The sequence below is a fragment of the Flavobacterium sp. UW10123 genome (assembly GCF_040538975.1).
Taxonomy (GTDB): Bacteria; Bacteroidota; Bacteroidia; order Flavobacteriales; family Flavobacteriaceae; genus Flavobacterium.
In genome coordinates this window covers 92,239-117,193 of sequence record NZ_JBEWQE010000015.1, presented here as the reverse complement: position 1 = coordinate 117,193, position 24,955 = coordinate 92,239, and the positions used below count along the sequence as shown (strand labels likewise).

The window sequence follows — 24,955 nt, the reverse complement described above, 5'->3', positions numbered from 1 at the left end:
AACTAATTTTCATTTTCAATTGAGATTTCTTCTTTTAAAATCGCAAAACCATCAGCATTTACCTCTCCACTAAATTTTACTAGTTTGGTGTTTGATTTAATATTTTTGCCGTTTGCTTCATCTATTACAATGACTACTGTTTCACCTTCATTGTAGTTTTTTGTTTCTACAACAAGGCTTACTTTGTCGCCAATGTTTGCCGAATCTATCTCATTTTCCAAATCATTATTTTTCCAATTAACACTTAAGATTTCTTTTTTTAAAGGTGTTACTACAGGGGGAGAATAATTGTCAAATATAACTATTTTTGATCCTGTTTGAAGAGAATCTGTAATTTTAATCTTACCTCCAACAGCACATGTTAATTCTGAGTTTTCTAATAAGACTTTTTTATTTTTCCCCAATACAGTACTTGAAAGATCATCCCATTTAGTCTTTATATCAGGAATACATGGATAATTATTTTTTATTTTGCAATTTCCAAAAGGATTGTTAAAAGTGATATCATCTTCTGTAGCCATTAATTTTTCTTGAATAACAATAGTATTTTGAGAGCTAACATCTAAAGTACTAGGTGCAGAACCTTGGTCGCACATACATGAAGCGCCATTGCAGACATATTTTAATCCCATAGTTAGTTTATTTTTACATTGTTGCCTGTAATGATAGTATCTCCAGAAGCACTGATATTAATCTTTTCTGTAGATTTCATATTTATATTTTTTGCTTCTATATTAATATCTCCTTCAGTCTTTATGTTAATAGCAGTTTTGCCTTTTAGTTCGAGTAAATTTTGATCGTCTTTTTTTAGACGAATGCTGTCGCTTTCTCCGTTTAATTCAAGAGCTAATTTTTTAAGTTCATCTTCTTCAAATAGATATCCAGCAATTCTATTTTTTTCAATAGCTAATGAAGCTTGTTTTTTATCTTCATCATTTTTTAATAAAATATTGTATTTCTCTGGTGCTACTTGCATAGAATTTAATTCTATGCCTTTATCATTTTTAAATTTAAGAGAAACGTTGTCTTTAGAAACATTTAAGGTTAAACGTTCTTTAGTTTCTTTATTTTCTATTGAATTAAAAGTCGTTGTTAGGCTATCAGAAGTAAAATGAGTAATTGCTAAAGGTTTTTCATCCTCATCAAAATAGCTGATTTTTAAATTTTGACTTTCATTAAATTCTATTTTAGCAACGTCAATAATCTTTGTTTCATTAATTTCGGACAGATCATCTGCTTTGATGTAGCGAATATGAAGTCTGTTTCCATCAGCACTATAATCAAAAAACAATTTTGGATCGTTTACGGCTTGGATTCTTCCCATTATTCGATCTACTTCCGCATATTGCGAAATAAACGCCCTCGTTTCAACACCATCAATAATAGAAGCCAAAACCCAGCTGTCTTTTTTAGGGATTGTAATAATTCCCTGTTCCAGATCCTGAATAGATGCTTTTAGGCGCACATTTTTAATAATGGCGCCATCGGCTCGCATAATGTTTACCGTATATGCATCTTCTGGATTGTGGAGCGATTCTTCTTCCTTGTTTATTTCAATGACTTTAGCCGCAAAAGTTTCAATGTTCTGATTACTGCTGGCAACATTTTTTATTAAATCTTTTATATTTCCCATTTTCAATTTTTATACAGATTCGACTCTTCTTCCTAAATAAATTTTCTGTCTATAGCCATTTTCGCCATAACTGCGTTCTACTTTTTCAACCTGAAAAGTTCCATTTTTTTCTTTGTCTTTTGCATTTTCAAGAATCACCTTATCTGTCGGACGAACAAAGGGCTCACCAAAAGTCAAGATATAGCCTTCAAAACCATTTGGTTTAGATTGCATTGCTCTTAAAGCGCCATATTGGTATAATTCTGAAGCAATTTCTGTTGTTGTTTTTTCAAATAATGCAGGATCATTTGGGAGATTTTCGTTATCACTGTGTAAAACATGTGTTTTTAAAAGCTGGCCGTTAGGATCTCCTAGTTCAATGTAAATCGGACTGTTTGAATTCTTAAAGTATTTTTCAACTCGTGTTCGGGTATTTTTTGCTGATTCGTTGACAACAACCAACTTATCTTCGATAATGTTATGACGAAATCTGAAATTTACTCTACCAGAAAAACCTCCAGAAATAGATTGAATGGCTTTGTTTAACTGAGAACCAAGAAGATTTAAACCTTCATTAATCAGTTTTTTTACAAGGGCGCCTGCCAACGGACTTTTGATGAAATTGCGATTAATAAATCCAGATAATTCATTAGCCGTATGTTGCTGGGGATTATTGGTAATCGTAAGAACAGGGCCAGTTATTTCGGTTTTAAAATAGGTGTAAATTCCTTTGTCTTTCAGCATTTCAAAAACCTGAGCCAAACTATGATTTCTATTAACTATAATATTCCCAATATTTTCATCTAAAGCGTTGACTTTAAAAGGAAGTTTCAGTTCTTTAATTCTTTTTTCAAAGAAAGTTTTAGGATTAAAATTATCGACATTTGTGGCTGGATTAACGGCGACAAGATTAAGATTGTCCTTTTTATCCTGAACATCATTGTTTTTTACGGCTTTTACTTTTTTAAAAGCATACATTGCATCTTCGCAAGTTATTACAGCATTGGTATCTGATTGAACTCCTGTAATGTAACCTCTAAAAGCAGGTTTGTAATCGCCATCATATCCTAAAAATATTTCAATATAGCTTTCAAGTTTAAAGAAATCATGAATTGTTTTTTCTTCTCCGCTGGCATTTGTAAACAGACTTTGGTCAAATCCTTTTGTATCGGTATACACTTTCTGAGGCATTACGATCGTTGCCGTATCGGTAAGCGATTTGTATGAACTGTTTATGTTTACATTTTTGACATAATTGAATTCATAAAATTTAGATGTGGGAATAAGCCGTACAGTTTCGTAAACTTTAATTTTGGCATTGAGTTTAAGCATTGTCTCTGATTATTAGTTCGACAGTTTCATCTGATGTGGCGCTGGCCGTAAATTTTTGGATGTTTTTTGTTCCCGAAATCGAAGGAATCGAATAAGAATCAATAACTAATTCATAGATTCCAAATCGGTTTAAAATCGCATGTGTTACCCTTAAAGAATATGGAGCATTGAGAAACTGTTTCAATAAGAACAGTTTTTCTTTCGGATATTCGTCTCCAGTTTCATTAGCGATAAGTCCTTCAATAGAAATGCTAAAATCGCCATTTGTAATATGTTCTTTTATGGTTGAATCTCTTCCTTCAACGCCTTCTTTCTTAATAATTTTAGAACGGCTTAGATTTACCGTAACGGCATCTACTCTTAAGCTTGGCAGGTTAAGATCGTTTTTTACTAGAGGTTCAAAAACTAAGGGAGCGAAAACGCGAAGATTAAATTCACCACCTGTTTTGTCAATAATAAAATCTTTTGATTCAGATTCGTTATAATTAATACCGCTGTATTCGATGTCTTTGGCTTCTAAAATTTCGTTTACATTAAAATTGAATTTCATAATGATTTTGTTTTTTTATTTTTAGTTTGAAAATGTTTTAGCAAAAGCTGCCATCATAGTACTTTCCATTCTGTTGTCGTTATGTTTTTGCAACCAGAGTGCTTCTTCGAGGAGTTTATAAAATTCATCCATAGGAAGTTTGTATGGATCAACCCGAAAAGCATATCGAATAAGAGCTGCAGATTTCTTAAACTCATCTTTTTGTGGTGTTGAGTTTATATTGAATTCGCTATCTTTTTTGATCATTTCGATGATTGAGTTTCCTGAAGCAAGCATGAACTCGTCATTATAATTTTCTTTCTCAAGTAGACATTCTTTAAATAAAAATAGAATCGCTTCATGTGGATTATCTTTGTATAAGTTTTGATATTTTAGATAGATTTCAAAAGTTGGTCTTTTGCAATACGCTGTAATTGATTGATCATCTGAAGTAAGTTTTAAGATCTGACCGTATTTTTCTTTAAGGTTTTGGATAAATATTTCGTCTGTCATTATTTTGTTTTTTTTAGATTAGATACAGCTGTCTTTACTTTCTTTTTTTATAATTTCGGCTAAACTTTCACTTTTTTCAGTTGAAATTGAAGGAGTAATATTGAAGTTTTCAATAAAAATGCCACCTGAGGATTGTGACTCCAAAGGATTTTTAAAGTTGCTCATGTCGGGTATTTTAGGCGTTTCTCCTAAATCTTTTGGTACATAATCCATGATTGATAAATATTTAAAGGTTGATATAATTATTTGAATGATTAATTAATGCAATTGAAGTGCTGACTTTTAAGAAAATATCTTAAAAGTAAATCGTGCAATTGTGTGTGTTTTGGGAATTCTAATAGATGAATTAGAGTATGTAAAAGTAAGGAGTAGCAAACCGAAAAAAGAATAATTAGCTCTTGGTTTTCAGTAGTTTCAGTAGAAAATAGAGTGTTGTATTTTTATAAAAAAACACCCAGAATCATTAGGAAATTTATATTCTTCTAATGATCCTGGGATATTTTTTATCGGAGTAGAATAATTTTAAATTTCTACAAACCCTTGTTACATTTCTTCTTTAGAAAAAAACGGAATAATACTGGACAATGCAGCCGATAAAAATAAACCAACCAATTTGATTCTGTTAATTGTTATCATTGATAATCCTGCATCTTGCAAAAGATCGAATTTTGTGTCAATTAAGCCTGTTAAAACAATTAATAAGCTAATGATTACTGTAATTTTTGATTTATCCATATAAGTTAATTTGAGATTGATATTGTGAATAGATCTACTGTAAAAGATTGAGAGTTTTGGCTGTTTTTTAAAATAGGAATTATGTAATAGATACAGCAAATGCTAAATTGCAACATCTTACTAATTATGTTGATTGTTTAATTTAGTAGTTAATTATTTTTCAATCCATGCAGACCAAGCTCCAGCAGTTAATGTTCTTATAAAAAAGCGACCAGCTGATGCTGTAGATGTAAATGTAATTCGCTGCATTCCGTAATCGGAAGCATTGTATCTGAATGTTTCTAAAAAATAGTCCCCTGTAGCTCCAGATATTTGAATGCTATTTCCACTTATTGTTTTTTGAGAACCAACAGGAGTATTAGCAAATATAGTATCTGATGATTCGGTATTTGCAGCTGCAATTTTGATTCCATTTGTAGAAATAGTTCCATTAACCTCTAGTTTGTTTTCGTTGCTAGTTGAATTCCCAATTTTTACATTGCTATAAAATTCTCCTGTATAAGAAGCTATAGATCTGCCTATGAAGTTTTTAGCGGTAAGATCTCCGTTTTTGTCAAGAATTATATTGGTTTCTGGCGGACGAGGGAATGTATCTAGATCGGTTATTTCGATATTGCCAGTTATACCAAGATATTGAGATACACTAAGATTACCTGTTATATAAAGATCACCCTCTTTAGATTCGTTTCCAGTTTTGTGCAATGCGTTATTGTCGGAAGTAGAAATATCTCCTTCACCAACAATTGATTTTCCATTGATGGTTTTGAAATCGGATGTGGTTGCTAATGTTCCTGCTTTGTCAGGAAATTGGAAAATTCTTCGGGCCGTTAAATAGTCAGCTCTTAAGCTTGCTAAAAATTTTGAGGTAAATATGTTTACTCCAAATCTGTTGAGAACTAGAGAACTTATTGTATTGCCTGAATCAGAACCTTCTTCAGACTTTAATATAATTCCTTGTCCATCGTGTTGATCTAAATTTTCAGTATAATATGCTGGATTGGCTTCAGAAACACTCCTGTTCATATGGGTATACCTGTCCCACAGCTTTTCGAATTTACTAACTAATGTTCCATCACTATTATTTAGCGAGTGTTTGAAACCATTGTCTGATATTTGGACTTCGCACATATGACCAGCCATGGTGTGAGGGTTGGTATATGTATTTCCGGATTTTAATACTTCTTGTAATGTAGGAATGGCTGGAGTTGATAAATTATCGATTAAACTTTTTAAAGTTTTACCCATTTCTGCACTTAACGCTTTAGTTGTTCCCCCTGTGGTTAAATCATTTACTAAAATAGTGTTTAAAGAAGCCTGAATGGTTTCTATTGCATCAACAATTTCTTGGACACTATCAAGATTAATATTATCTGAAGATAAAATAGCATTGATACCGTCAATTTTTTCTTTTAAAACTTTTCCTTGTTCGGCACTTAATAATGAATCTGTTCCACCAGTAATGAGGTCATTTACAATATTGAGATAAGTATTTGAAATTTTAGTAAAGCTGTCCAAAGGAGCATAACCATTTGCAACACCTCGTTGTGATTTATTTTCTTTGTTTTCATTTAAAATTTTCCCCATTTCAGCTGTCAATGCCTTCATAGTTCCGCCTGTAGTAAGATCGTTTACTAAAATAGTACTCAAAGAAGTTTGAATTGATTCGATCGCATCAACAACTTCCTGAAAAGTACTTAGATTAAGATTGTCTGAAGCCAAAATGGCATTTATGTTGTTAATTTGATTTTGTAAAAGTACTCCTTGCTCAGCGCTTAAAAGCGAAGATGAACCTCCAGAAACCAAATCATTTACAATGTCTAAATATTGACTTGCTAATTTTGTAAAATTGTTTAAAGGTGCATACCCGTGAGCTATACCTTTTTGTGATTTGTCTTCCTTTGGTTCAAACAAAGAAGCGTGTGCATTTATATCGGCAATATGATCATTTAAAGCAATTTTATCTGCTTTTGTATTCAACAATTCATCGATTCCTTCAACGTCTTCTACAGGAACTTTATCAAATTTATGTCTAAACGAATCCCAAGTATCCCAGAATTGTTGTTGAGAAGGTTTTAAGGTGGTTTTAAACCAGTTTTTTATGGTATTTAATGTTTGTATAGCCATGATAATAATGTCTAATTAAGTTGTTGTTTTTGGATTTTTTTAGGAGGGGGATTTCAGATTTAGAGAGGTTTTTAAATAAATTTTGTCTGGAATTTTAGGTATTTTTCTAATACCTTTTGATAATACATAACTCATAGTGGTATTTGTTATAATTGAATTAATAATATATTCTTTTGGAAATGTTTTAAGAATAACAGGAGTAGATTTCTTTATATAAAAGCAAAGCTGTTATTTAATTTTGAGGGTGTAAAAGTAGGTTGCAAGAACACTAAAAAACGAGAAAAATGATCTCTGTTTTCGGTAGTTTCAGTACAAATATATCTGTGAGCATATAAAAGCCTACGACTAATAAAGATTTGGTTCTTTAGTAGCCGTAGACTTTTTGTTTTAGAAAGTAGTAAGATTTTTAATGTTGGTGGAGTTTTTAATTTTTCTGCTCCTATGATTTTTTATTTATAATCTTTAACTTTCATTTGTTTTATGGGAATGTTTTTCTTTAAAATGCCAATTTATCTTAAAAAACTATCATTAATTTACCTGTCGGCTTTCTATAAATATACCCTGTATTTTTCCGCCTTCTTTAGCTAATGTATTTTTAAAAACACATTTAGCCTAATCGCATTTACAGTGTCTCTTAAAATATCTTTAGCAATATTTTTACTATTAACTTAATAGTGTTAGTTCCGCCTCGAGATAATAGTTTCATTTTCTATTACTATTTGATTGGTTTCGCCATTTTTGCATTAGGTTTTGTTCGAATTGGCATGTTTTGAATTATTTAGCTTGATTTTTTTGATTAAATTAAATTTGTTATTTACTCTTTAAATGATTATTAAATTATTTTTTCTATGTAAAACGCATTTACTCCTGCAATAGCTCTTTTCATCATATTATCTCCATTAGTATTATTTTCATCGCTATATTCCCAAGTAATTCTTTCAATAATTTCAAACTGACAATTGAATGGAAGTTCATTATCGGAATTGTCTAGCTTACGTGTGTTATAAAAGTCATCTCCAATTCCAACACCACATCTATTACCATTTTTACCATTGTTGTTGCAATGTGTTCTAAATGAATTTGAATAACTTAAAGTAAAAGTTTGATTTATAGGCCAGCTCTGAAGTAGATTCATATCGGCTATTTTAATATATTGTCCTAAATTATCTGAACCCCAAGTGCTTGAGCTAAAAAAGCCATTGACCAATTTTAAAAAATATTCAATCTTGAATACATTTGGTTGAACAGTACCTACTGTCTCTCCCCAAGAGGCATCAACGGATACGTAAAGAGATCCAAAACTTATATTTGAAAATGTTGATGAAGGTATTGACTTTATATTTCTTTCAACTTCAGTAGTCTTATTGTGGCTATTGTCAGTTTGCGTTGCACTGCCTTTAGTAAATAAAGTGATTGCATTATTTTCTGTCAGAATTCGATTTCGGTTATTATCTAATGCAGTATCGTATAAACATCCGTCTAAATCACGCTCTATAGCACCATTGTGTGCATATGACGTTAGTTCACCTCTTGGAATTATCAAAGGCGGTTTATCAGTTGTTCCTTCAGCTGTCACAATAAAATCATTCTCCAATGCAATATGTCCCGACTTATTGGGTAAAAATATCGTATTATCTTGAAGCCCTCCATAAGGCATCAAAACAGTTGTAATACCATTTTTAATCCAGCGTATTAACCCTATTTCAAAAGTTGAAGTATCATAATTATCGTCATATTTACATTGCACACTGAAATTACCAGTATTCATTTTTGAAGTAAAAGTATAATCGCCAGCATTACCTTCTGCCTTGATTCCTCTCGGAAAATTCCAAATGGCATTAATTGTTTGAACGTTGGATTTAATCCAAGCCCACCAATTAAATAATTTAGAGCGACTAACAACTTTATTATCTTCATCAATTGCTACAATTGTTTGTGTTTCCGCATCTGTAGCAATTGAGGCAGTGAGTTTAGTATTCTGCAATTGCTTACCCATTTCAGCAGTTAGTGCTTTTGTAACGCCGCCAGTAGTCAAATCATTTACCAAAATAATGCTTATCGATTTTTGAATTTCTTCAATAGTATTTACAATTTTCTGAAGCGTATTAAGATTTGTATTATCAGATTTAAGTAGATTGATAACTTCATTTATCTGGTTTTGTAAAATTTTACCTTGCTCAGCACTTAACAGTGAATTTGAACCTCCAGAAACTAGATCATTTACTATATCTAAATATTGATTGGCTATTTTAGAAAAAGTATTTAGCGGAACATATCCGTTTGCAATTCCTTTGTTGAATTTATTTTCTTTTGTGTTTAAAGTTGTTTCAAGATTTTCAATATCCTGAAGAGGTATTTTCTCATTTTTATGCCTAAAGGAGTCCCAAGTATCCCAAAATTGATTCTGAGAAGGTTTTAATCCGGTTTTAAACCAGCTTTTTATAGTATTTAATGTTTGAAGTGCCATGTTGTTTTAATTTTTAATGAAGTTTTAAAAGAGAATGGTTTTGATTTAAAGAGGAATTAAAGTCTCTAAACCAAAGATTAGATGGGAGTATAGAATAAGAATTACTCTTGTCGGGAATTTTAGGCATTTTCCGTATGCCAATTGAAAATAAAAAATCCATAACGGCTATTTTAAGTTGATTAATAATAAAAGTCGAGTGGTATTTTTTACAAATTCAAAGGAAGACACAATTGCAATGAGGTAAAAAAATGCAATGCGATTATTTGTTTTTTGGAAGAAACAAAAGTAGGAAAAGGAATATGTTTTTAATTGAAAAAAGCTAACGGTTTTCAGTAGTTTCAGTAGAAAGAAAACCTGCTGAAACTACTGAATTCAAAGGTGTTGTAATTTTTAAAACATAAATGATGGGTGTACTTTTGTCTCCAGAAAAAACGTTTCATTATGAATAAAAATACAGTTCACAATTTCAATATTTTAATAAAAAATAATTCTCCTTTAGAAAGCTCTGAAGATTTAACAAAAAGCTTTATAAAAGAACTTGCTCAGGTTTCAAAAGAAATCAACGAGCAAAAAGATATTGTACAAATTTGGCAGGAGCAAAATGCTTCTAATAATGTCATGAACAATACTTTAGACTCGGCTGAAGAAGGCGTTTTCGATACCAATGCTGCAATTAAAACAGTCCCATCGTTTAGCAATACTTCTTCGGCTTCGAGGTCAAATTTATTTACTGGATCAACGCTTAATGCTTCAATCGGAGGAGGCGCTTTTGATAGTACTGAAAGTGCAATTATGAGTTCTTTTGGATCAACTGGCAATACTCTTCCGGTTTCAGAAGCAGAAAATACAGTTTTAAGCAATGCATTTAGTCAGATTTATGAAAGTATCGATGCAAAACAAGTGTTGACAGTACCTCAAATGCTTCAATCAAATAGCAATGAGCCGTCGTTTGAGCTTATCAAAGCTGAAATCAAAAAGAAATTAGATCAGGCAATTAAAGAAAATAATCCTGAAACTATTCAATATTGGACACGTATTAGTAAAGCTTTTGATGATGAGAAGACGACAGTAGCAGATTTTATTGATAAACCAAATGAAATTTTGTTTACAGAAATGTATTTTGCGCTTCAAAAATGGCATCTTCCTGTAATTGGCGAATCTGAATTCAATAATGTAAACTGGGAAGACGTCAAGGAATTAATGATTTTAAAATTATTAGAATTATCCAGAGAAAATGAAGATTCCCGTATAAAAGCCTATTATAAAAGATTGATCTCTGAAATTAAAAGATCGGATATTGATATTAATAAACTTTTTTCAGAACATGATGAGCTTTTTATACTCCTAAAATCTGTTTTTCCACAACTTCCAAGTAAAATTACTATTCAAACAAGAAAAGAAATATATCCGAATCTAAGCCCTAAAAAGGTGTATCCAGATTTAGGTGTGCAAAGTATTTATTATATCTGGTCGGAAACATTACTGGACGAAGTGGAAATAAAATATGCACAAGGTGAAAAGAGAAGAAATAAAGAAAAAAAATATCAGAAATTAAAAGAAGGCCAGTGGTATGATTTTGATAGAATTGATTATCCAGATAAAAGCGGCTCTACTTTCTGGAATGCTTCTATATATAACACAATGAACGCTCAACATTATTTGTATAATACAATTGCACAGCGTCATGCTTACTACAAGTTTGTCGATGCTTATTTAAAAACTAAAGGAATTATATCAGAATGGTTTGATGCTGCAGCAAGAGTTACAATGGGCTCTATAGCATCCGCAATAGATGGAGAAATTGCATTAGGATCTGCCGAAATGATGAATTTGTGGTATTTATCCGATAAGAGCGATGAATTTTTGAAAGGCGGTAATAAATATCTCTTTGCAGAAAACATGAATAATGTAAAACTGCTTTTAGAAGGAAAAGGTAGATTAAGTGGTGAATTTATTGATGCAAAAGGAAATAAACAAAGTTTTAAAAATCTAACTAAACAAGAATTAGATTTTAAATTAGTAGAGTTTGAACAAACTATGGTTCAGGATTATATAAACTCTTCTTTTCAAGATTTAGATATTAATCTAATGAAAAAATCATTAAGTGAAGCTGGTGTTACTGGAAATGATGAATTAGATGAAATTGTCGCAGAAATTAACGAAAATTTTACGCTTTGGATGGCTCCCGATCTAACACAGGATATTATGGAAAAGTATTTTACGGTAGACGGAAAAGTAACCTTCAATTTCGCAAAATATGATGACAGGGTAAAATTGGGCCAAGTTATGGTAAAAGAATTGTATTATTTGAAACTGAGCGATACTTTTAAAGCAGAAAGTCTCGATAAAATCATCAAAAAGCCTCAAAGTTATAATGCTGAAACAGAAGAGTACTTTATAATTAATCAAGAGAATGCTGTAAAAGAGCAAGTAAAACATCTGAAAGAGTATAAAATATTAGAACGATTAGAGAGAATAAAGACAAATATAGATAAGGGTGCAGTTAATAGTAAAGAACTTAATAAAGTTAAGGATGATGTAAAAAAATCTATTAATGAAGAGATTAAAAAGTCAATAAATGCTATAAAGAGACAAATTAAAAAATCATTATCAGATATTGGTGACGAAGTTTCAGAAGCAGCTCTTAACATTGATAACATACTTTATAATGATTTGAAAGAACTTTATGAGTACCTAAAAAAGGAACTTGAAATAACAGAAAGTAAAAAAAATGGTAATCAAGATTATATTGATTTAGTGGAAAACTTATTTAATGATATGATTGAAATTCATGAAATAAGTGAAAAATTAAGAAAAAAAATAGCGAAAGAGATTCATAAAACAGTAGAAGTAGTGAAAGAAGAAGGCAAAGGATTACCAGATGAAATTGCCGTAAACGCATTGGTTAAAACAGCAGAACGTATTTATCCAGGAGTTGGAAAAATTATTGAAGAAAACGAAAAAGAATATTTATTTAAAAAAAGTTACGAAGCTACAGTGGCTATTTTATTGTATGAGTTTGCAACTGGTAAAGGGCCAGAGGTACGTAGTTTTGATTATAATGAGCATAAATTTGCACAGGCTCTTTTAAAAGACCGTATGATTCAGGAAATTATGGAAGAAACTTTAAAATTATTGCGACAAACGAATTATGATTTTGTAAACAGACCTGACAGTAAAGATTTAAAAGTGGATTTAGAGTTTAGCCCAACACTGGAATATGCTATTGAATCTCTGGACAAACATCTAGATTCTAATTTAGTGCAAATATTTATAGGGGGAGCTTTTGCTTTGGTTCGTATAAAAAATAAAAAACTAGAAGGCTATATTTATAATCAGACCGGAAGGCAATCATTAATGCTTCATGTGGGTAATGATAGAAAAAGGAAAAATATAAAAGAAGAAAAAGAAGCATTATTGTCAACTATTGCACAACGTATTTATTTTACTTTTAAATTACCATAAAAGCAGTATATTGCAGGAAAAATAAGATATATGAGATTGAAAATTAGTGTATTATTTTGGATTATTATTTTTGGACTAATATCCTGTGAGAGAGAAGTTTCAGGAAAATACTATAATGTTGAAGATGAGAAAGCCCTTCACTATATAGATTTTAAAGGGGATGGTACTTTTTATCATTATTATAAAAAAGATACAGTTGAAAGGAGTCATTCCGGTAATTGGACCCTTGAGGATAATAAAATACATATTTTAAATTGGGAAGAATATAGTTATGAATATTTGAAAATCATATCTGGTATGGGAGAAGTAAAATTTGGCACTACTTTGGGCAACCAGATTTTTTGGATACATGGTTCCCGTCTGGACATTACTCCAGACGGCAGTAACGGTGCAGATTACATAAAAGAAGCAGAAGTAGAAGAGATAAGGGCAGAAAGAAAGAAAGAAGAAGAAGAAAGGGAAGCTTATCTAAAAAATAAAGACACCTTTTATTATCCTAAAACAAAAATTATTAAAGCCATTGGAAAAATAGAGCGAGATGAAAAAAATTATGGATGGAAGCACTTTTATCCTACAGGAGAACTAGAATCAGAAGGGCAATATTCAACAGATAGGAAAATAGGGATTTGGAAATATTATTTTAAGAATGGTCATTTGAAAGAAGTAGGATCTTATGAAGAAGACTCGAAGATAAGCACTTGGGAACAATACTTCGAAAATGGGCAGTTAAAAAATATAGGAACATATATATACATATATAATCTGAATGATAAAGAAGAAAAAAGGGGAGAATGGAAAACTTATGACGATAATGGGAAATTGATTAAAGTAGAAAAATTTCCAACACAAGAAAAATACTATGATAGTTTATATATGGCACCGCCATTCAATTATAATAGAGAGAAAGCTATTGAAAAACGTAATAAAAGAATAAAAGAGCTGGATCAAGATTACAATGATTACAAGGCTTCTTTAAAAAATAAGAAATAAATAAAAGTGATCACTTTTGTAATAACATGAAATTAAAAATTACTGCATTATTTGGGATTATTATTTTTGGATTAACCTCTTGCCAAAAAGAAGTGTTAGGGAAATATTATAATATCGAAGATGACAAAGCTATACACTATATAGACTTTAAGGCTGATGGAACTTTTTTTCACTACTATAAAAAGGATTCGATTGAACGTAGCCACTCTGGTACTTGGACCCGAGAAGACAATAAAATTCATATTCTAAACTGGGAAGAATACAGTAAGGAATATTTAGAAATTATATCTGGTATGGGAAAAGCAGAATTTGGCAGGACACTTGGCAATCAGATTTTTTGGATACATGGGGCAAGACTTGATATTACCCCAGACGGGAGTAATAATGCAGATTACATAAAAGAAGAAGATGTAGAAGAAGTAAGGGCGGAAAGAAAGAAAATAGAAGCAGAAAGAAAAGCCTATATAAAAGATAAAGACACTTTTATTATCCTAATAACAAGACCATTAAAGCGATTGGAATCATAGAAGATGATGCTAAGAATTATGATTGGAAACACTTTTATCCTACAGGAGAGTTAGAATCGGAAGGAGGGTATTCATCAAATAAAAAGATGGGTATTTGGAAAAATTATTACAAGAATGGCCATTTGAAAGAATTAGGAGCATTTCAGGATAGCTTAAAAGTGGGAATATGGGAATATTATCATGAGAATGGTAAATTAAAAGAAAAGGGCATTCATATATATATATAAAAAGGAACTCCGGGAATTCCTTCTAAAGACTTTAGCGATAAATGTTATCTAACTCAAAAACGAGGTATTTGGAATTATTATGACAGTAATGGCAAACTGCTAAGGACCAAAGAATTTCCTTCTAGAGAAAAGGCATATGACAGTATATATTTAACCTGGAGTGAAAATAAGGATAAGCAAAGTGTTATTTCTCAACGTGAAAATCGTATTAAAAAAGAAGATAAATACTATAACGACTATAAGGCTTCATTGGTAAACAAAAAATAAGAAATACTCCAACAATTTGGTGTAAAAAATATGCAGTTCAAATCAAACGGTAATAGCCTCCAAAATCTATTAGATTTTGGAGGTTTATTTTTTTTAATCCAATTTTAGGTCATATCGCTCCTCAAAAAAAGTCTTCCCCCATTCCTGAACTTCTTCAGATTGCGTCAGTTCAAATCCAACCATTTTATACATTTGAAGCGCTTTATCTTGCAGATTTGTAGTAAGCAGAAACACATTTTTAAACTTTTTCTCTTTACAAAAATCTACAGCTTCAGTTAAGAGTTTTTTACCAATTCCGAGACCTCTAAAAGCTGGATCTAGAAGAAACCATCTTAGCTGACCTTCTTCGTTTGGTTGATGCACAATTGCGACACATCCCACAATTTTATTATTGTATTCTGCCATCCAGATTCGGTCATTTTCTGGAGAATATTTTTCTAAGAAATCGTAAAAAGTTTTGATCACGTATTTCTCAAAATCATTTGAAAAATTCGATTCGTTTCCGTAGATAAATCCATGTAAATAAATAATGTAGCCAATATCGCCAGGAGTAATATTATGACGATAAGTAATATCTTCCCGAGTTATTTTATTTTCTGTCAGCAGATTTCGTACAGTATTCATTGAATCAACTAAAATTTCTTTTTCGGATGAATTTAGTTTTTCAATTTTACCTTCAATCTTGTTTTCAGATTTAGCATTTAAAACGCTTAATAATTCAGTTCCAGAATCTGTCAATTTAATGTCAAAAGCGCGTTTATCTTCTTCTGAAGCAACTCTTTCAATTAAGTTTTCTTTTATAAAACGCTTCAAAATTCGGCTTAAATATCCTTTATCAAGATTTAAAATTTCAGTGATTTTTTGAGCAGTTATAGTTTTGCTTTCGCTGATTTCATACAGGATTCGTATTTCTGTTAAAGAATATTCGCTATCTAAATAATGTTGACTTAAGATATCTAAATGTGCCGTATAAAATCGGTTGAAACTTCTAATTTTTGAAGTTGTAGTATTCATGATTTGAAATTGTATTGTTGAGGTACAAATATATAAATTTAGTTGCTTTTGTCAACTAATTTTTGATTTTTATTTTTTTGGAAAGAATTTTGAAAAGAATTTTGAAAAGAATAAACCCATCTTAATGTATTCTCATTAATTATTTGTTAAGCACTTTTTCTGCTTTTTATAAGAGAAAGATTGTTATACCAAACAAAGCATTTCATTTTTTACGCGAAATACTGCAAACCCTTATTTTTCAGTTGGCTTTTGACTTCAAATGTTAATAATATGTTTCGTTTTAGAAAGGTTTTATTAATGTAAACGTAACCTAATCGACCTACCGTCAGCTTTAATTTTGGAGACATATAAGAAGAAACCAATACTTTGTATATGCCAATTTTTAAACAGCACGATCATTATCAAGACGAAATCAGAAAAAGTGTTTTGTATCACACTTTTGATTTGATTATTCATATCAAAATAATGTATCATGTATAAGAAGTTTACAGACGAAGAACTTGTCGAATTATTAAAATCGGGCAAGGATAAGGCTTTTGATGAACTTTATTTTAGATATCGAGATCTGTTAGTTCGATTCGTATATCTCCGAATGAAATCGATTGCCATTTCAGAAGAAATTGTGCAGGAAGTTTTCACCTCTATATGGGAAAGACGCAAAACAATTGTAATTCAGAAAAGTTTCGCGGCGTATATCTATACTTCGGTTCGCTATATGACTTTAGATTATATCAAATCGCACGAGGTTACCGATCAATACATTCAAGAAGTTTTAGAAAAAAATACCGTTTCGCAAATTAGCTATAATGCAATCGAAGATTCTATTTATTATGATGAATTGCAAAAAGCGGTTGACGAAGCGGCAGCATTACTCCCTAAAAAATCAAAAGAGGTTTTTATTCTGAGCCGAGTAAAACATTACACCAATAAAGAAATCGCCGAAGAATTGAATGTTTCAATCGAGACTGTAAAATACCATATTACATATTCGCTGAAATTCATGCGCACTTATTTGGGCGAATTCAATTAAAAGTAAACTTCAGATTAAGAATACAGCTTTTTTCTTAACAGAAGCGTAACCTTTTGCGCCTACCTAAAATTACAATTCCCAAGACATACTATTAAAGACATAAAGAAATTATAATGCCTGAAAATTCAAATAACGAAATCAAAATTTTTTTAGAAGGAAAGTACTCTCCAAAAGGACAAGAAATGTGGAACAAATGGTACGATCGTACTGATGATTTTTTTGATAATATGGAAGTGGTTCAATCTGACCGCTCAAAACTGAAAAAAGAATTAAGACAAATAAAGAATACGAGTAAAGTTATTTCTCTCACATACAAAAACTGGGCTGTTGCGGCTTCTTTGGTTTTCCTTGTCGGATTATCTGTGTTTTTCTATTCGACAAAAAATGCTGTAGAAAGTAAACAGTTTGCGGTAAAACTAGGAGAACATGCGAAAATAAAATTAAGCGACGGCACAAAAATCTGGTTAAATGCAGGAAGTGTTCTTAAATATCCGAAAGAATTTAAAGGCGACACAAGAGAAGTTTATTTAAGTGGTGAAGCTTTTTTTGATGTAGCCAAAGACAAGAAACATCCTTTTATCATTCATACCAATAAAATGGACACCAAAGTTCTAGGAACCAGTTTTAATGTTCAAGCTTATCCGGATCAAAAGATGCAAGAAGTTTCAGTTGCAACAGGAAGAGTAAACGTGAAATCGACTGTTACAGATGAAAATGTCTTTGTAACGCCAGGTCAGAAAGTGGTCTTTAAATCTCAGGATAATAAACTTCAAGCTTTTAAAGATATTCCGGTAAATACCATTTCGCTATGGCGAAAAAATATTATGGTTTTTGAAGAAACACCTCTTTCTGAAGTTGTGGCCACAATCGGTCGTAATTATAATGTTGCGATTGAAGTCAAGAACAAGAATTTAAACGATTTAAAGATTAGCGCCTATTTTAAAGAACTGCCTGCTGATCAGGTAATTGGACTGGTATGCAATATCGTTAATGCCCAATATAAAAAGGATTCTGGGGTTTACAAAATCGAATAATTCTTTAAACAATAAAAATAAAACTACGTAGCAAACTATAAACAAAACAATTACACTAAATCTAAAAACTATGAATGAAAAGCAAATGCGGTATGCCAGCATAAGGACAATAGGAACAAAATTATTCCTATTTATGACTTTGTTTTTTGCGGCACTAACAGTAAAAGCTGGGAATGTTGACATTAATAAAAGAGTCACTTTAAAAGTTGATAATGAGAGTATAAAAAATATATTTCAAAAAATTGAAAATCAGGTTGATGTGCATTTTATGTACGAAAGCAGCCAAGTAAATGCCAATCAGAAATTAAGTTTAAAACTGAATAATGTAACGCTTGAACAAGCGCTGGATAAAATTTGCGGAAATGTGCTTCGATATGAGATTGTGAGTAATAATATCGTAATTAAGAAAAATCAAAAAGTCACTTCTTCAGATCAAAATAAAATCACTGTTTCGGGAACTGTTTTTGGCGGAGATGACAATATGCCTTTGCCAGGAGTTGGAATTAAAGATAAAGGTTCAGACGCAGCAACAGCAACAGATTTTGACGGAACATTCAAATTAGAAGTAAACTCTTCTGAAGCGACACTTATTTTTTCTTATGTGGGTTATGTAACGCAAGAAGTAAAAGTTACGAGTTCACAAAATATCACGGTAAAATTAGCAGCCGATGTAAAACAGCTTCAAGAAGTTGTGGTAATGGGATATGGTAGCGTGAAAAAGAATGAAGTTTTAGGAGCGGTTGGTTCTGTTTCTATGAAAGAAACTTCTAGCAGAACCTACAACAATGCAGCTGAATTATTGCAAGGAACGGTTGCTGGGGTTACCGTAATCAACGATGGTGGTGACCCAACGGCATCGCCAACAATCAACATTCGTGGTATTGGATCTTTGAATGCTGAAACGCCTTTAATCGTTTTGGACGGAATCATTTACAGTGGCTCTTTAAACACGATAAATCCAAATGATATTGCCTCGATAAACGTTTTGAAAGATGCGGCTTCTGCAGCAATTTACGGTGCAAGAGCTTCTGGTGGAGTAATTTTAATTACGTCTAAAAAAGGAGTTTCAGACAAAATTAATGTCAATGTAAACTACCAAGGAGGTTTTCAGAATGTAGCGAAAAAATTAGAGGTTTTAAACGCCGCAGAATATGCTGATGCCATGAATCTTGCAAGAGATAATGCAGGTTTGCCGAGAATTCCTGCTTTTGATCCTGCATTTGAGCCAACTGCAAGAACAACAAAGACCAATTGGATGGATGAAATTTTCCGTACAGGAGAAATTCAAGATCTGTCTCTTTCGGTAAATGGAAAAACAGAAAAATCTAATTTCTTTCTTTCTGGAAGCTACAGAAAAAACGAAGGTATTCTATTAAATACATACGGAGAGCGCTATACAGTAAGAGCAAATTCTTCTTTCAAATTGGCTGATAATTTTACAATTGGAGAAAATATTTCATACTCGTTGACTGATGGACAGACAGCCAATACTTCAAGTTCATATACAGGAGCAATTCAAGCCGCGATTTTGTATCCGCCAAACGCAACAATTTATAGAGAAGATGGTTCGGGTCAATTTGGTGGTGTTCCAGAAAAATATATTGGTTCTTACGGAGACGTTATCAATCCGGTGGCGTATTTAAAAAGATTAGACAATAAAAATCCAGTTTCTACCATTTTGATTAACCCGTATGCAGAATGGGAAATTGTTAAAGGTTTAAAAGTAAAATCGAATTGGGGTTATACTAGAATTCAGGATAATGCAACAGACTTTACAGTAAAGGTTACTGAGCCAGGAAAAATCTTCGACTTCAATAGATTGACACTGAAAAATATGACAGTTACCGATTTATTGAGCGAGCAGACTATCTCGTATGAGAAATCATTCGGAAAGCACAATTTAAAAGCGTTAGCTGGATATACGTATCAAGAAACTAAAAGAGATTTTTACACAGTTGAAGGAACTGGTTTTGACAACGAAGACCCATCACAGCGTTATTTATTAAATGCAAAATTAATTCAGCAAACGGCAGCAGGAAGATCAGATGAAATTATTTCTTCTTATGTGGGAAGAATCAATTACGATTTCAATCAGAAATATTTAATCTCGGGAATTGTTCGTCGCGACGGAACCTCAAAATTATTAGAAAATAACCGTTGGAAAGTGTATCCTTCTGTTTCTGCAGGTTGGTTAATTTCTGAAGAAAATTTCATGAAAGGTATTGAGCCAATCATCAGCAATTTAAAACTTCGCGCAAGCTGGGGACAAATAGGAAATTTAGGAAACCTTGGACCATATCAATTTAGTGTGCCTTTAGTGCAAACGCAAGCCTTAATTGGCGCTGTGCCATCAATTAATTATGGTTATGCGGAAAGCGAATTATCTAACCCAAATTTAAAATGGGAAAGCTCTGAACAGACCAACATTGGTTTAGATTTTACCATGCTAAATAATACTTTGGTTGGATCTGTTGATGCCTACGTAAAGAAAAACAAAGACATGTTGGTTCGTGACCAATTGCCTGGAGTTTCTGGAACCCCACAAGGAAGAATTGTAAACTCAGGAGATGTTGAAAACAAAGGAATCGAGGTTAGTGTAACGTATCAAAAAACTCGCGGAGAATTTAAATTTGATGTTACAGCAAACGCTGGATTCTTAAGTAATAGAATTGTTTCTATTAAAGACGATTTAAATTCATTAGAACCTCTTGGTTTAAGCAGAGTTCGTAGTTTGCCATTAGCCAATATTTACCAAGTCGGAAGCCCAGTTGGTGCGTTCTACGGATATGCTACTGATGGATTATTCCAAAGCAATGATGAGGTAAAAGCTTATGTAAACAAAGATGGTGTAATGTATCAGCCAAATGCGGTTGCTGGAGATATTAAATTTAAAGATGAAAATGGAGACGGCGTAATCAATAACAGCGATAGAGTGGTTTTAGGAAGTCCTTTCCCAAAAACAACTTATAGTTTGAATGCTAACTTCAAGTACAAAGGATTTGATATGAATATCTTTTTCAGTGGAGCCGCAGGAAATAGTGTTTTCAATGCTGTAAAACATACAGGTTTAAATGCTTCTTTCCCAGGTTACAATTTATTGGCTGATTCAAAAGATGCTTGGTCTCCAACCAACACCAATACAAATGTTCCAATTCTTTCGTCAACAGATAACAATAACAACTTCGGCCGTATTTCTGATTTATACATCGAAGACGCTTCTTTCTTAAGATTGAAAAACGTTTCGATTGGTTATACCGTTAAAGAAAGCTGGTTGAACGGAAAAGCGAAATTGAGATTCTTCATCTCTGGACAAAACTTATTTACGATTACCAATTATTCTGGAATGGATCCTGAAGTTGGACTTAAAAACTTCGGAATGGATTTAGGACGTTATCCGCTTTCTCGTATTTACATGACAGGTGTTAACGCAACTTTTTAAAAAATAAAAAACAATTAAAATGAAAAAAATAAGTCTTTTATTATTGAGTTTTGTGCTTTTGGTAAGCATTTCGGCTTGCGAAAGCGAACTTGATGTTGTGCCACAAGGAGCTCCTTCGAGCGGGAATTTCTGGAAAACACCAGCAGATGCAAAAGCAGGAGTAAATGCAATCTATGCTTTGTATTCTGATGATAATATGTACGGTCGTGGTTTCTTTTGGCTGAATAATGCCAGCGATGATATCGGAACAAAACCAAGACAAAATGCAGAAAGAATTAAAAACTTTATTGTAGACGGATCAGAATCGGATACTAAAGATATCTGGAGAATTCACTATGAAATTATGAAGCGTTGTAATGATGTGATTCGTAATATTCCAAATATTTCTTTGGATGAAAAAACAAGAAACGGAATGTTAGGAGAAGCTTATTTTAATCATGCTGTAATGCATTTAGAATTGGCTTATCATTATGGAGACGATCGTGCTGGAATTCCGATTCAGGACAGAGAAAATCCAACAAATGTTTATGTGTCTCGCGCTAAAAATGTAGCTGAAAATTACGCTTACATCGCTGCAGATTTAATCAAAGCCGCAGATTTATTGCCTTATTTTGACCAGCTTACGCCAGACAATTACGGACGCGCTCACAAAACAGCAGCTTGGGCTTATTTAGTGCGTACTTATTTATATGCAAAAGATTGGGACAATGCCATCAAATATGCCAATATGATTGTGGCTAGCGGAAAACACAAATTATTAGACAATTTTGAAGATGTGTTTAAAATCAGCAATAACTGGTCTTCAGAATATATTTGGTCGGTAACTTCAAGTGCAGAAAATACTTCTTTAGGTTCTATTTTTCCTGGAGTTTGTTTAGAAGATAAAGGTTGGGGAGTTTACAACGGATGGGGAAATTTCTATCCGACAAAAGAATTATTTGATACTTATGTTGCAAACGATAAAAGACGTAGCGCGACAATTTTACAAAAAGGAGACAAATTTGTTTATTTCGGAGAGACCGTAACTTTTAATGAAGGAAATCATGTTGTAAGTTCAAGTAACAGAACAGGTTATCAGTTTAAAAAATATATGGAGCCGTTCAGTTATCCAAAAACAACATCGGGCGGAGTAGACATTCGTTACGTAAATGCGAATGGAGACAAACCTTCGACAGCTTTAAATGTACCTCTTTTACGTTATGCTGATGTGATTTTGATGTTAGCAGAAGCGAAATTAATGAAAGGTCAAAACGCAGATACAGAAATCAATATGATTCGTCACCGTGCAGGTCTTGCAGATATTTCTGGTGCGACAATGGTCGATTTAAAAAGAGAGAGAAGATGTGAACTGGCAGGGGAATGGACAGACCGCCATTTTGATTTAGTGCGTTGGGGAGATGCAAAAGAAACCTACGCAAAACCATTGCACCATTATGACGGAAGCGTAATTTATCCTGCTCGTAATTTCAACCCTGCAATTCATCACGTTTGGCCAATACCGCCAGATGAAATCGCAGTAAGTAAAGGAGCTTTGACTCAAAACCAAGGTTGGTAAATCAATAATTTCATTGTGTTTTGTTAGTTTTTACACTGCAGTCTTAGTCAGGAGACTGCAGTTGTAAAAAAAAACAGAGTAAAGTTTGTCATTCCGAGGAACGAGGATTCACACTCGGGATTCGACAAAGATTGGAGATATTCTATACGGAATTTCTAGTGTGAATCCTCGTTCCTCGGAATGACAAATAGAACTTAATAAATTATAAAACCCATTTCTAATAAAGTTACCTACAGCTTTAAAAGAATAAAAATCATTTTCGATGAAAAAAATAATCACCCTTTTTTGTCTTCAATTTTGCTTGTTTGCTCAAGCGCAAGAATACAGTTCGTCTAACATTCATTCTCATAACGATTACGAAAGTAAATTACCATTTTATGGTGCCTATTCTAACGAAACAGGAGTTATAGAAGCCGATGTTTTTTTAGTGAATAACGAATTATTTGTAGCCCATACTTCTAAAGAAATTGCTCCTCACAATACCCTTAAAAGCCTGTATTTGGAACCGCTTTCTAATAAATTAAAAACTTTAGGCGGAAAAGCATATCCAAGCAATAAACCTTTGATTTTAATGATCGATATTAAGTCTGATGCCGATTCAACTCTAAAAGCAATTACACAACAGTTAAAGACTTTTCCAGATATTATTTCGAATAAAAACATAAAAGTGGTTATTTCTGGAAACAGGCCTTTACCGTCATTATGGAAGGAATATCCAGATTTTATTTATTTTGACGGAAGACTGAATGAAAGCTATACTCCTGACCAATTGGCAAGAGTTGAGATGATCAGTGAAGATTTACATGAAATCACAGTTTGGAACGGAAAAGGTGTTTTGACGCAGCCAGATGCTGAAAAAATTCAGGCAATTATCAAAAAAGTTCACGGTCAAAACAAGAAGATAAGATTCTGGGCTACGCAAGACAACGTGAATACGTATATGACTTTGATGAATTTAAAAGTTGATTTTATCGGAACGGATAAAGTTGCCGAACTAACTCAATTTATAAATAACATTAAAACGACATTTTACCAGAATACAGAATTTCATCAAGCTTATGTTCCTAAAAATGGTTTCAAGAATAAACGCCCAAAAAACGTTATTCTTTTAATTGGTGACGGAATGGGATTAGCGCAAATTTATTCTGGATATACGGCAAATAAAGGGCAATTAAGTTTGTTTAATATTCCGACACAAGGATTTTCAATCACAAAAGCTTCAGATAGTTATATTACAGATTCGGCAGCAGGAGCAACGGCAATGGCTACGGGACATAAAACCAATAACCGTTTTATAAGCGTTGATGAACAGGGAAAACCGCTTCAGACGATTGCAGAACAGTTGGCAAAGAAAAACTATAAAACGGCGATTATTTCTGCTGGAAATATTACAGACGCGACTCCAGCGGCATTTTATGCGCATCAGCCAGAAAGAAGTTTAAGCGAACCAATTGCGAACGATTTTCTTTCAAGTCCGTCGGATATTTTGATTGGAGGAGGGCAGAAAGAATTTATTTCTAGAAAAGATGGTAAAGATTTGTCTAAAACCTTAATTGAAAAAGGATATACTTTCTCAGATAAATTTGCAAGTTTGGATACTATTAAAAACAGCAGATTTGTAGTTTTAGAAGATGCAGCGGTAGTTTCTATGAAAAATGGGAGAGGAGATTTTTTGACTAAATCTTTAGCGAAAGCGACAACTACTTTTTCAAAAACAAAGAATCCGTTTTTTATAATGGCTGAAGGCGCTCAAATCGATTACGGCGGACACCAAAATAACGTGGAATATGTTGTGAGGGAAATGCTTGATTTTGACAAATTGGTTGGTCAAGCGATGGAATTTGTAGATAAAAATCCAGAAACTTTATTAATCGTAACCGCAGATCACGAAACGGGCGGATTATCATTAATTGACGGAAGTATTGAAAAAGGGTACGTTCACGGAAGTTTCAGTACCAACGATCATACGGCAATTCCCGTTCCTGTTTTTGCTTACGGGCCAGGATCTGAAAAATTCATGGGAGTGTATCAGAATACAGCAATTTATGACAAGATTATGGAATTGATAGGAGGGAAATGATTTCTTTTCAAATGA

19 protein-coding genes are annotated in these 24,955 nt (G+C 32.5%); 9 read left to right on the top strand and 10 right to left on the bottom strand.

Annotated elements, in window-relative coordinates:
• Window positions 1-2: 2 nt before the first annotated feature.
• The 9 genes from ABXT06_RS17880 to ABXT06_RS17840 form a co-directional block, all read right to left on the bottom strand.
• On the bottom strand, window positions 3-632 hold the full coding sequence (locus tag ABXT06_RS17880; RefSeq protein WP_354591955.1) for a DUF4280 domain-containing protein: 630 nt from the start codon (window positions 630-632) through the stop codon (window positions 3-5).
• A gap of 2 nt (window positions 633-634) precedes the next feature.
• The gene (locus ABXT06_RS17875) at window positions 635-1,633 is read right to left on the bottom strand and encodes a hypothetical protein (protein ID WP_354591954.1); all 999 of its coding nucleotides are present in this window, start codon (window positions 1,631-1,633) and stop codon (window positions 635-637) included.
• Window positions 1,634-1,642: 9 nt separating this feature from the next.
• Entirely contained in the window at window positions 1,643-2,944 is a 1,302-nt protein-coding gene (locus tag ABXT06_RS17870) for a hypothetical protein (RefSeq protein ID WP_354591953.1), read from the bottom strand.
• Window positions 2,937-3,494 carry a DUF6046 domain-containing protein gene (locus ABXT06_RS17865; RefSeq protein WP_250349118.1) on the bottom strand — a complete coding sequence of 186 codons (558 nt, stop codon included), beginning with the start codon at window positions 3,492-3,494 and terminating at the stop codon, window positions 2,937-2,939. The genes ABXT06_RS17870 and ABXT06_RS17865 overlap by 8 nt, the downstream gene beginning before the upstream one ends.
• 21 nt (window positions 3,495-3,515) lie before the next feature.
• Window positions 3,516-3,986 carry a hypothetical protein gene (locus tag ABXT06_RS17860; RefSeq protein WP_354591952.1) on the bottom strand — a complete coding sequence of 157 codons (471 nt, stop codon included), beginning with the start codon at window positions 3,984-3,986 and terminating at the stop codon, window positions 3,516-3,518.
• A gap of 18 nt (window positions 3,987-4,004) precedes the next feature.
• On the bottom strand, window positions 4,005-4,199 hold the full coding sequence (locus tag ABXT06_RS17855) for a hypothetical protein (protein ID WP_354591951.1): 195 nt from the start codon (window positions 4,197-4,199) through the stop codon (window positions 4,005-4,007).
• 330 nt (window positions 4,200-4,529) lie between these two features.
• Window positions 4,530-4,721, bottom strand: coding sequence for a hypothetical protein (locus ABXT06_RS17850; RefSeq protein ID WP_354591950.1), 192 nt, complete (start codon window positions 4,719-4,721; stop codon window positions 4,530-4,532).
• 153 nt (window positions 4,722-4,874) lie between these two features.
• Entirely contained in the window at window positions 4,875-6,845 is a 1,971-nt protein-coding gene (locus tag ABXT06_RS17845) for a pyocin knob domain-containing protein (RefSeq protein WP_354591949.1), read from the bottom strand.
• 832 nt (window positions 6,846-7,677) lie between these two features.
• Window positions 7,678-9,312 (bottom strand): hypothetical protein, encoded by a 1,635-nt coding sequence (locus ABXT06_RS17840; RefSeq protein WP_354591948.1) that lies wholly within the window; start codon window positions 9,310-9,312, stop codon window positions 7,678-7,680.
• Between the two features lie 441 nt (window positions 9,313-9,753).
• On the opposite strand from ABXT06_RS17840, the gene ABXT06_RS17835 reads away from it, so the two are divergent.
• The 4 genes from ABXT06_RS17835 to ABXT06_RS17820 all read left to right on the top strand — a co-directional run bounded on the left by ABXT06_RS17835 (window position 9,754) and on the right by ABXT06_RS17820 (window position 14,521).
• On the top strand, window positions 9,754-12,777 hold the full coding sequence (locus tag ABXT06_RS17835; RefSeq protein ID WP_354591947.1) for a hypothetical protein: 3,024 nt from the start codon (window positions 9,754-9,756) through the stop codon (window positions 12,775-12,777).
• Window positions 12,778-12,807: 30 nt separating this feature from the next.
• The gene (locus tag ABXT06_RS17830; RefSeq protein WP_354591946.1) at window positions 12,808-13,767 is read left to right on the top strand and encodes a toxin-antitoxin system YwqK family antitoxin; all 960 of its coding nucleotides are present in this window, start codon (window positions 12,808-12,810) and stop codon (window positions 13,765-13,767) included.
• Window positions 13,768-13,793: 26 nt separating this feature from the next.
• A complete protein-coding gene (locus ABXT06_RS17825) occupies window positions 13,794-14,294 on the top strand; it encodes a lipocalin family protein (protein WP_354591945.1) in 501 nt (166 codons plus the stop codon).
• 86 nt (window positions 14,295-14,380) lie between these two features.
• Window positions 14,381-14,521 (top strand): toxin-antitoxin system YwqK family antitoxin, encoded by a 141-nt coding sequence (locus tag ABXT06_RS17820; RefSeq protein ID WP_354591944.1) that lies wholly within the window; start codon window positions 14,381-14,383, stop codon window positions 14,519-14,521.
• A gap of 360 nt (window positions 14,522-14,881) precedes the next feature.
• On the opposite strand, the gene ABXT06_RS17815 is transcribed toward ABXT06_RS17820, so the two are convergent.
• On the bottom strand, window positions 14,882-15,802 hold the full coding sequence (locus ABXT06_RS17815; RefSeq protein WP_354591943.1) for a bifunctional helix-turn-helix transcriptional regulator/GNAT family N-acetyltransferase: 921 nt from the start codon (window positions 15,800-15,802) through the stop codon (window positions 14,882-14,884).
• A 472-nt stretch (window positions 15,803-16,274) separates the two neighbouring features.
• Between ABXT06_RS17815 and ABXT06_RS17810 the strand changes: the two genes are divergently transcribed.
• The 5 genes from ABXT06_RS17810 to ABXT06_RS17790 all read left to right on the top strand — a co-directional run bounded on the left by ABXT06_RS17810 (window position 16,275) and on the right by ABXT06_RS17790 (window position 24,940).
• The gene (locus ABXT06_RS17810; protein ID WP_354591942.1) at window positions 16,275-16,832 is read left to right on the top strand and encodes an RNA polymerase sigma-70 factor; all 558 of its coding nucleotides are present in this window, start codon (window positions 16,275-16,277) and stop codon (window positions 16,830-16,832) included.
• Window positions 16,833-16,945: 113 nt separating this feature from the next.
• On the top strand, window positions 16,946-17,866 hold the full coding sequence (locus ABXT06_RS17805) for a FecR family protein (protein WP_354591941.1): 921 nt from the start codon (window positions 16,946-16,948) through the stop codon (window positions 17,864-17,866).
• 70 nt (window positions 17,867-17,936) lie between these two features.
• Window positions 17,937-21,305 carry a TonB-dependent receptor gene (locus ABXT06_RS17800; RefSeq protein WP_354591940.1) on the top strand — a complete coding sequence of 1,123 codons (3,369 nt, stop codon included), beginning with the start codon at window positions 17,937-17,939 and terminating at the stop codon, window positions 21,303-21,305.
• 19 nt (window positions 21,306-21,324) lie between these two features.
• Complete coding sequence (locus ABXT06_RS17795) at window positions 21,325-22,860, top strand: RagB/SusD family nutrient uptake outer membrane protein (RefSeq protein WP_354591939.1); 1,536 nt, start codon at window positions 21,325-21,327, stop codon at window positions 22,858-22,860.
• Window positions 22,861-23,122: 262 nt separating this feature from the next.
• The gene (locus tag ABXT06_RS17790; RefSeq protein ID WP_354591938.1) at window positions 23,123-24,940 is read left to right on the top strand and encodes an alkaline phosphatase; all 1,818 of its coding nucleotides are present in this window, start codon (window positions 23,123-23,125) and stop codon (window positions 24,938-24,940) included.
• Window positions 24,941-24,955: the final 15 nt, after the last annotated feature.

Excerpts from the sequence above, each read along its gene's own strand:
- ABXT06_RS17880 (WP_354591955.1), bottom strand. The coding sequence starts at position 632 with ATGGGATTAAAATATGTCTGCAATGGCGCTTCATGTATGTGCGACCAA.
- ABXT06_RS17875 (WP_354591954.1), bottom strand. The coding sequence starts at position 1,633 with ATGGGAAATATAAAAGATTTAATAAAAAATGTTGCCAGCAGTAATCAG.
- ABXT06_RS17870 (WP_354591953.1), bottom strand. The coding sequence starts at position 2,944 with ATGCTTAAACTCAATGCCAAAATTAAAGTTTACGAAACTGTACGGCTT.
- ABXT06_RS17865 (WP_250349118.1), bottom strand. The coding sequence starts at position 3,494 with ATGAAATTCAATTTTAATGTAAACGAAATTTTAGAAGCCAAAGACATC.
- ABXT06_RS17860 (WP_354591952.1), bottom strand. The coding sequence starts at position 3,986 with ATGACAGACGAAATATTTATCCAAAACCTTAAAGAAAAATACGGTCAG.
- ABXT06_RS17855 (WP_354591951.1), bottom strand. The coding sequence starts at position 4,199 with ATGGATTATGTACCAAAAGATTTAGGAGAAACGCCTAAAATACCCGAC.
- ABXT06_RS17850 (WP_354591950.1), bottom strand. The coding sequence starts at position 4,721 with ATGGATAAATCAAAAATTACAGTAATCATTAGCTTATTAATTGTTTTA.
- ABXT06_RS17845 (WP_354591949.1), bottom strand. The coding sequence starts at position 6,845 with ATGGCTATACAAACATTAAATACCATAAAAAACTGGTTTAAAACCACC.
- ABXT06_RS17840 (WP_354591948.1), bottom strand. The coding sequence starts at position 9,312 with ATGGCACTTCAAACATTAAATACTATAAAAAGCTGGTTTAAAACCGGA.
- ABXT06_RS17835 (WP_354591947.1), top strand. The coding sequence starts at position 9,754 with ATGAATAAAAATACAGTTCACAATTTCAATATTTTAATAAAAAATAAT.
- ABXT06_RS17830 (WP_354591946.1), top strand. The coding sequence starts at position 12,808 with ATGAGATTGAAAATTAGTGTATTATTTTGGATTATTATTTTTGGACTA.
- ABXT06_RS17825 (WP_354591945.1), top strand. The coding sequence starts at position 13,794 with ATGAAATTAAAAATTACTGCATTATTTGGGATTATTATTTTTGGATTA.
- ABXT06_RS17820 (WP_354591944.1), top strand. The coding sequence starts at position 14,381 with ATGGGTATTTGGAAAAATTATTACAAGAATGGCCATTTGAAAGAATTA.
- ABXT06_RS17815 (WP_354591943.1), bottom strand. The coding sequence starts at position 15,802 with ATGAATACTACAACTTCAAAAATTAGAAGTTTCAACCGATTTTATACG.
- ABXT06_RS17810 (WP_354591942.1), top strand. The coding sequence starts at position 16,275 with ATGTATAAGAAGTTTACAGACGAAGAACTTGTCGAATTATTAAAATCG.
- ABXT06_RS17805 (WP_354591941.1), top strand. The coding sequence starts at position 16,946 with ATGCCTGAAAATTCAAATAACGAAATCAAAATTTTTTTAGAAGGAAAG.
- ABXT06_RS17800 (WP_354591940.1), top strand. The coding sequence starts at position 17,937 with ATGAATGAAAAGCAAATGCGGTATGCCAGCATAAGGACAATAGGAACA.
- ABXT06_RS17795 (WP_354591939.1), top strand. The coding sequence starts at position 21,325 with ATGAAAAAAATAAGTCTTTTATTATTGAGTTTTGTGCTTTTGGTAAGC.
- ABXT06_RS17790 (WP_354591938.1), top strand. The coding sequence starts at position 23,123 with ATGAAAAAAATAATCACCCTTTTTTGTCTTCAATTTTGCTTGTTTGCT.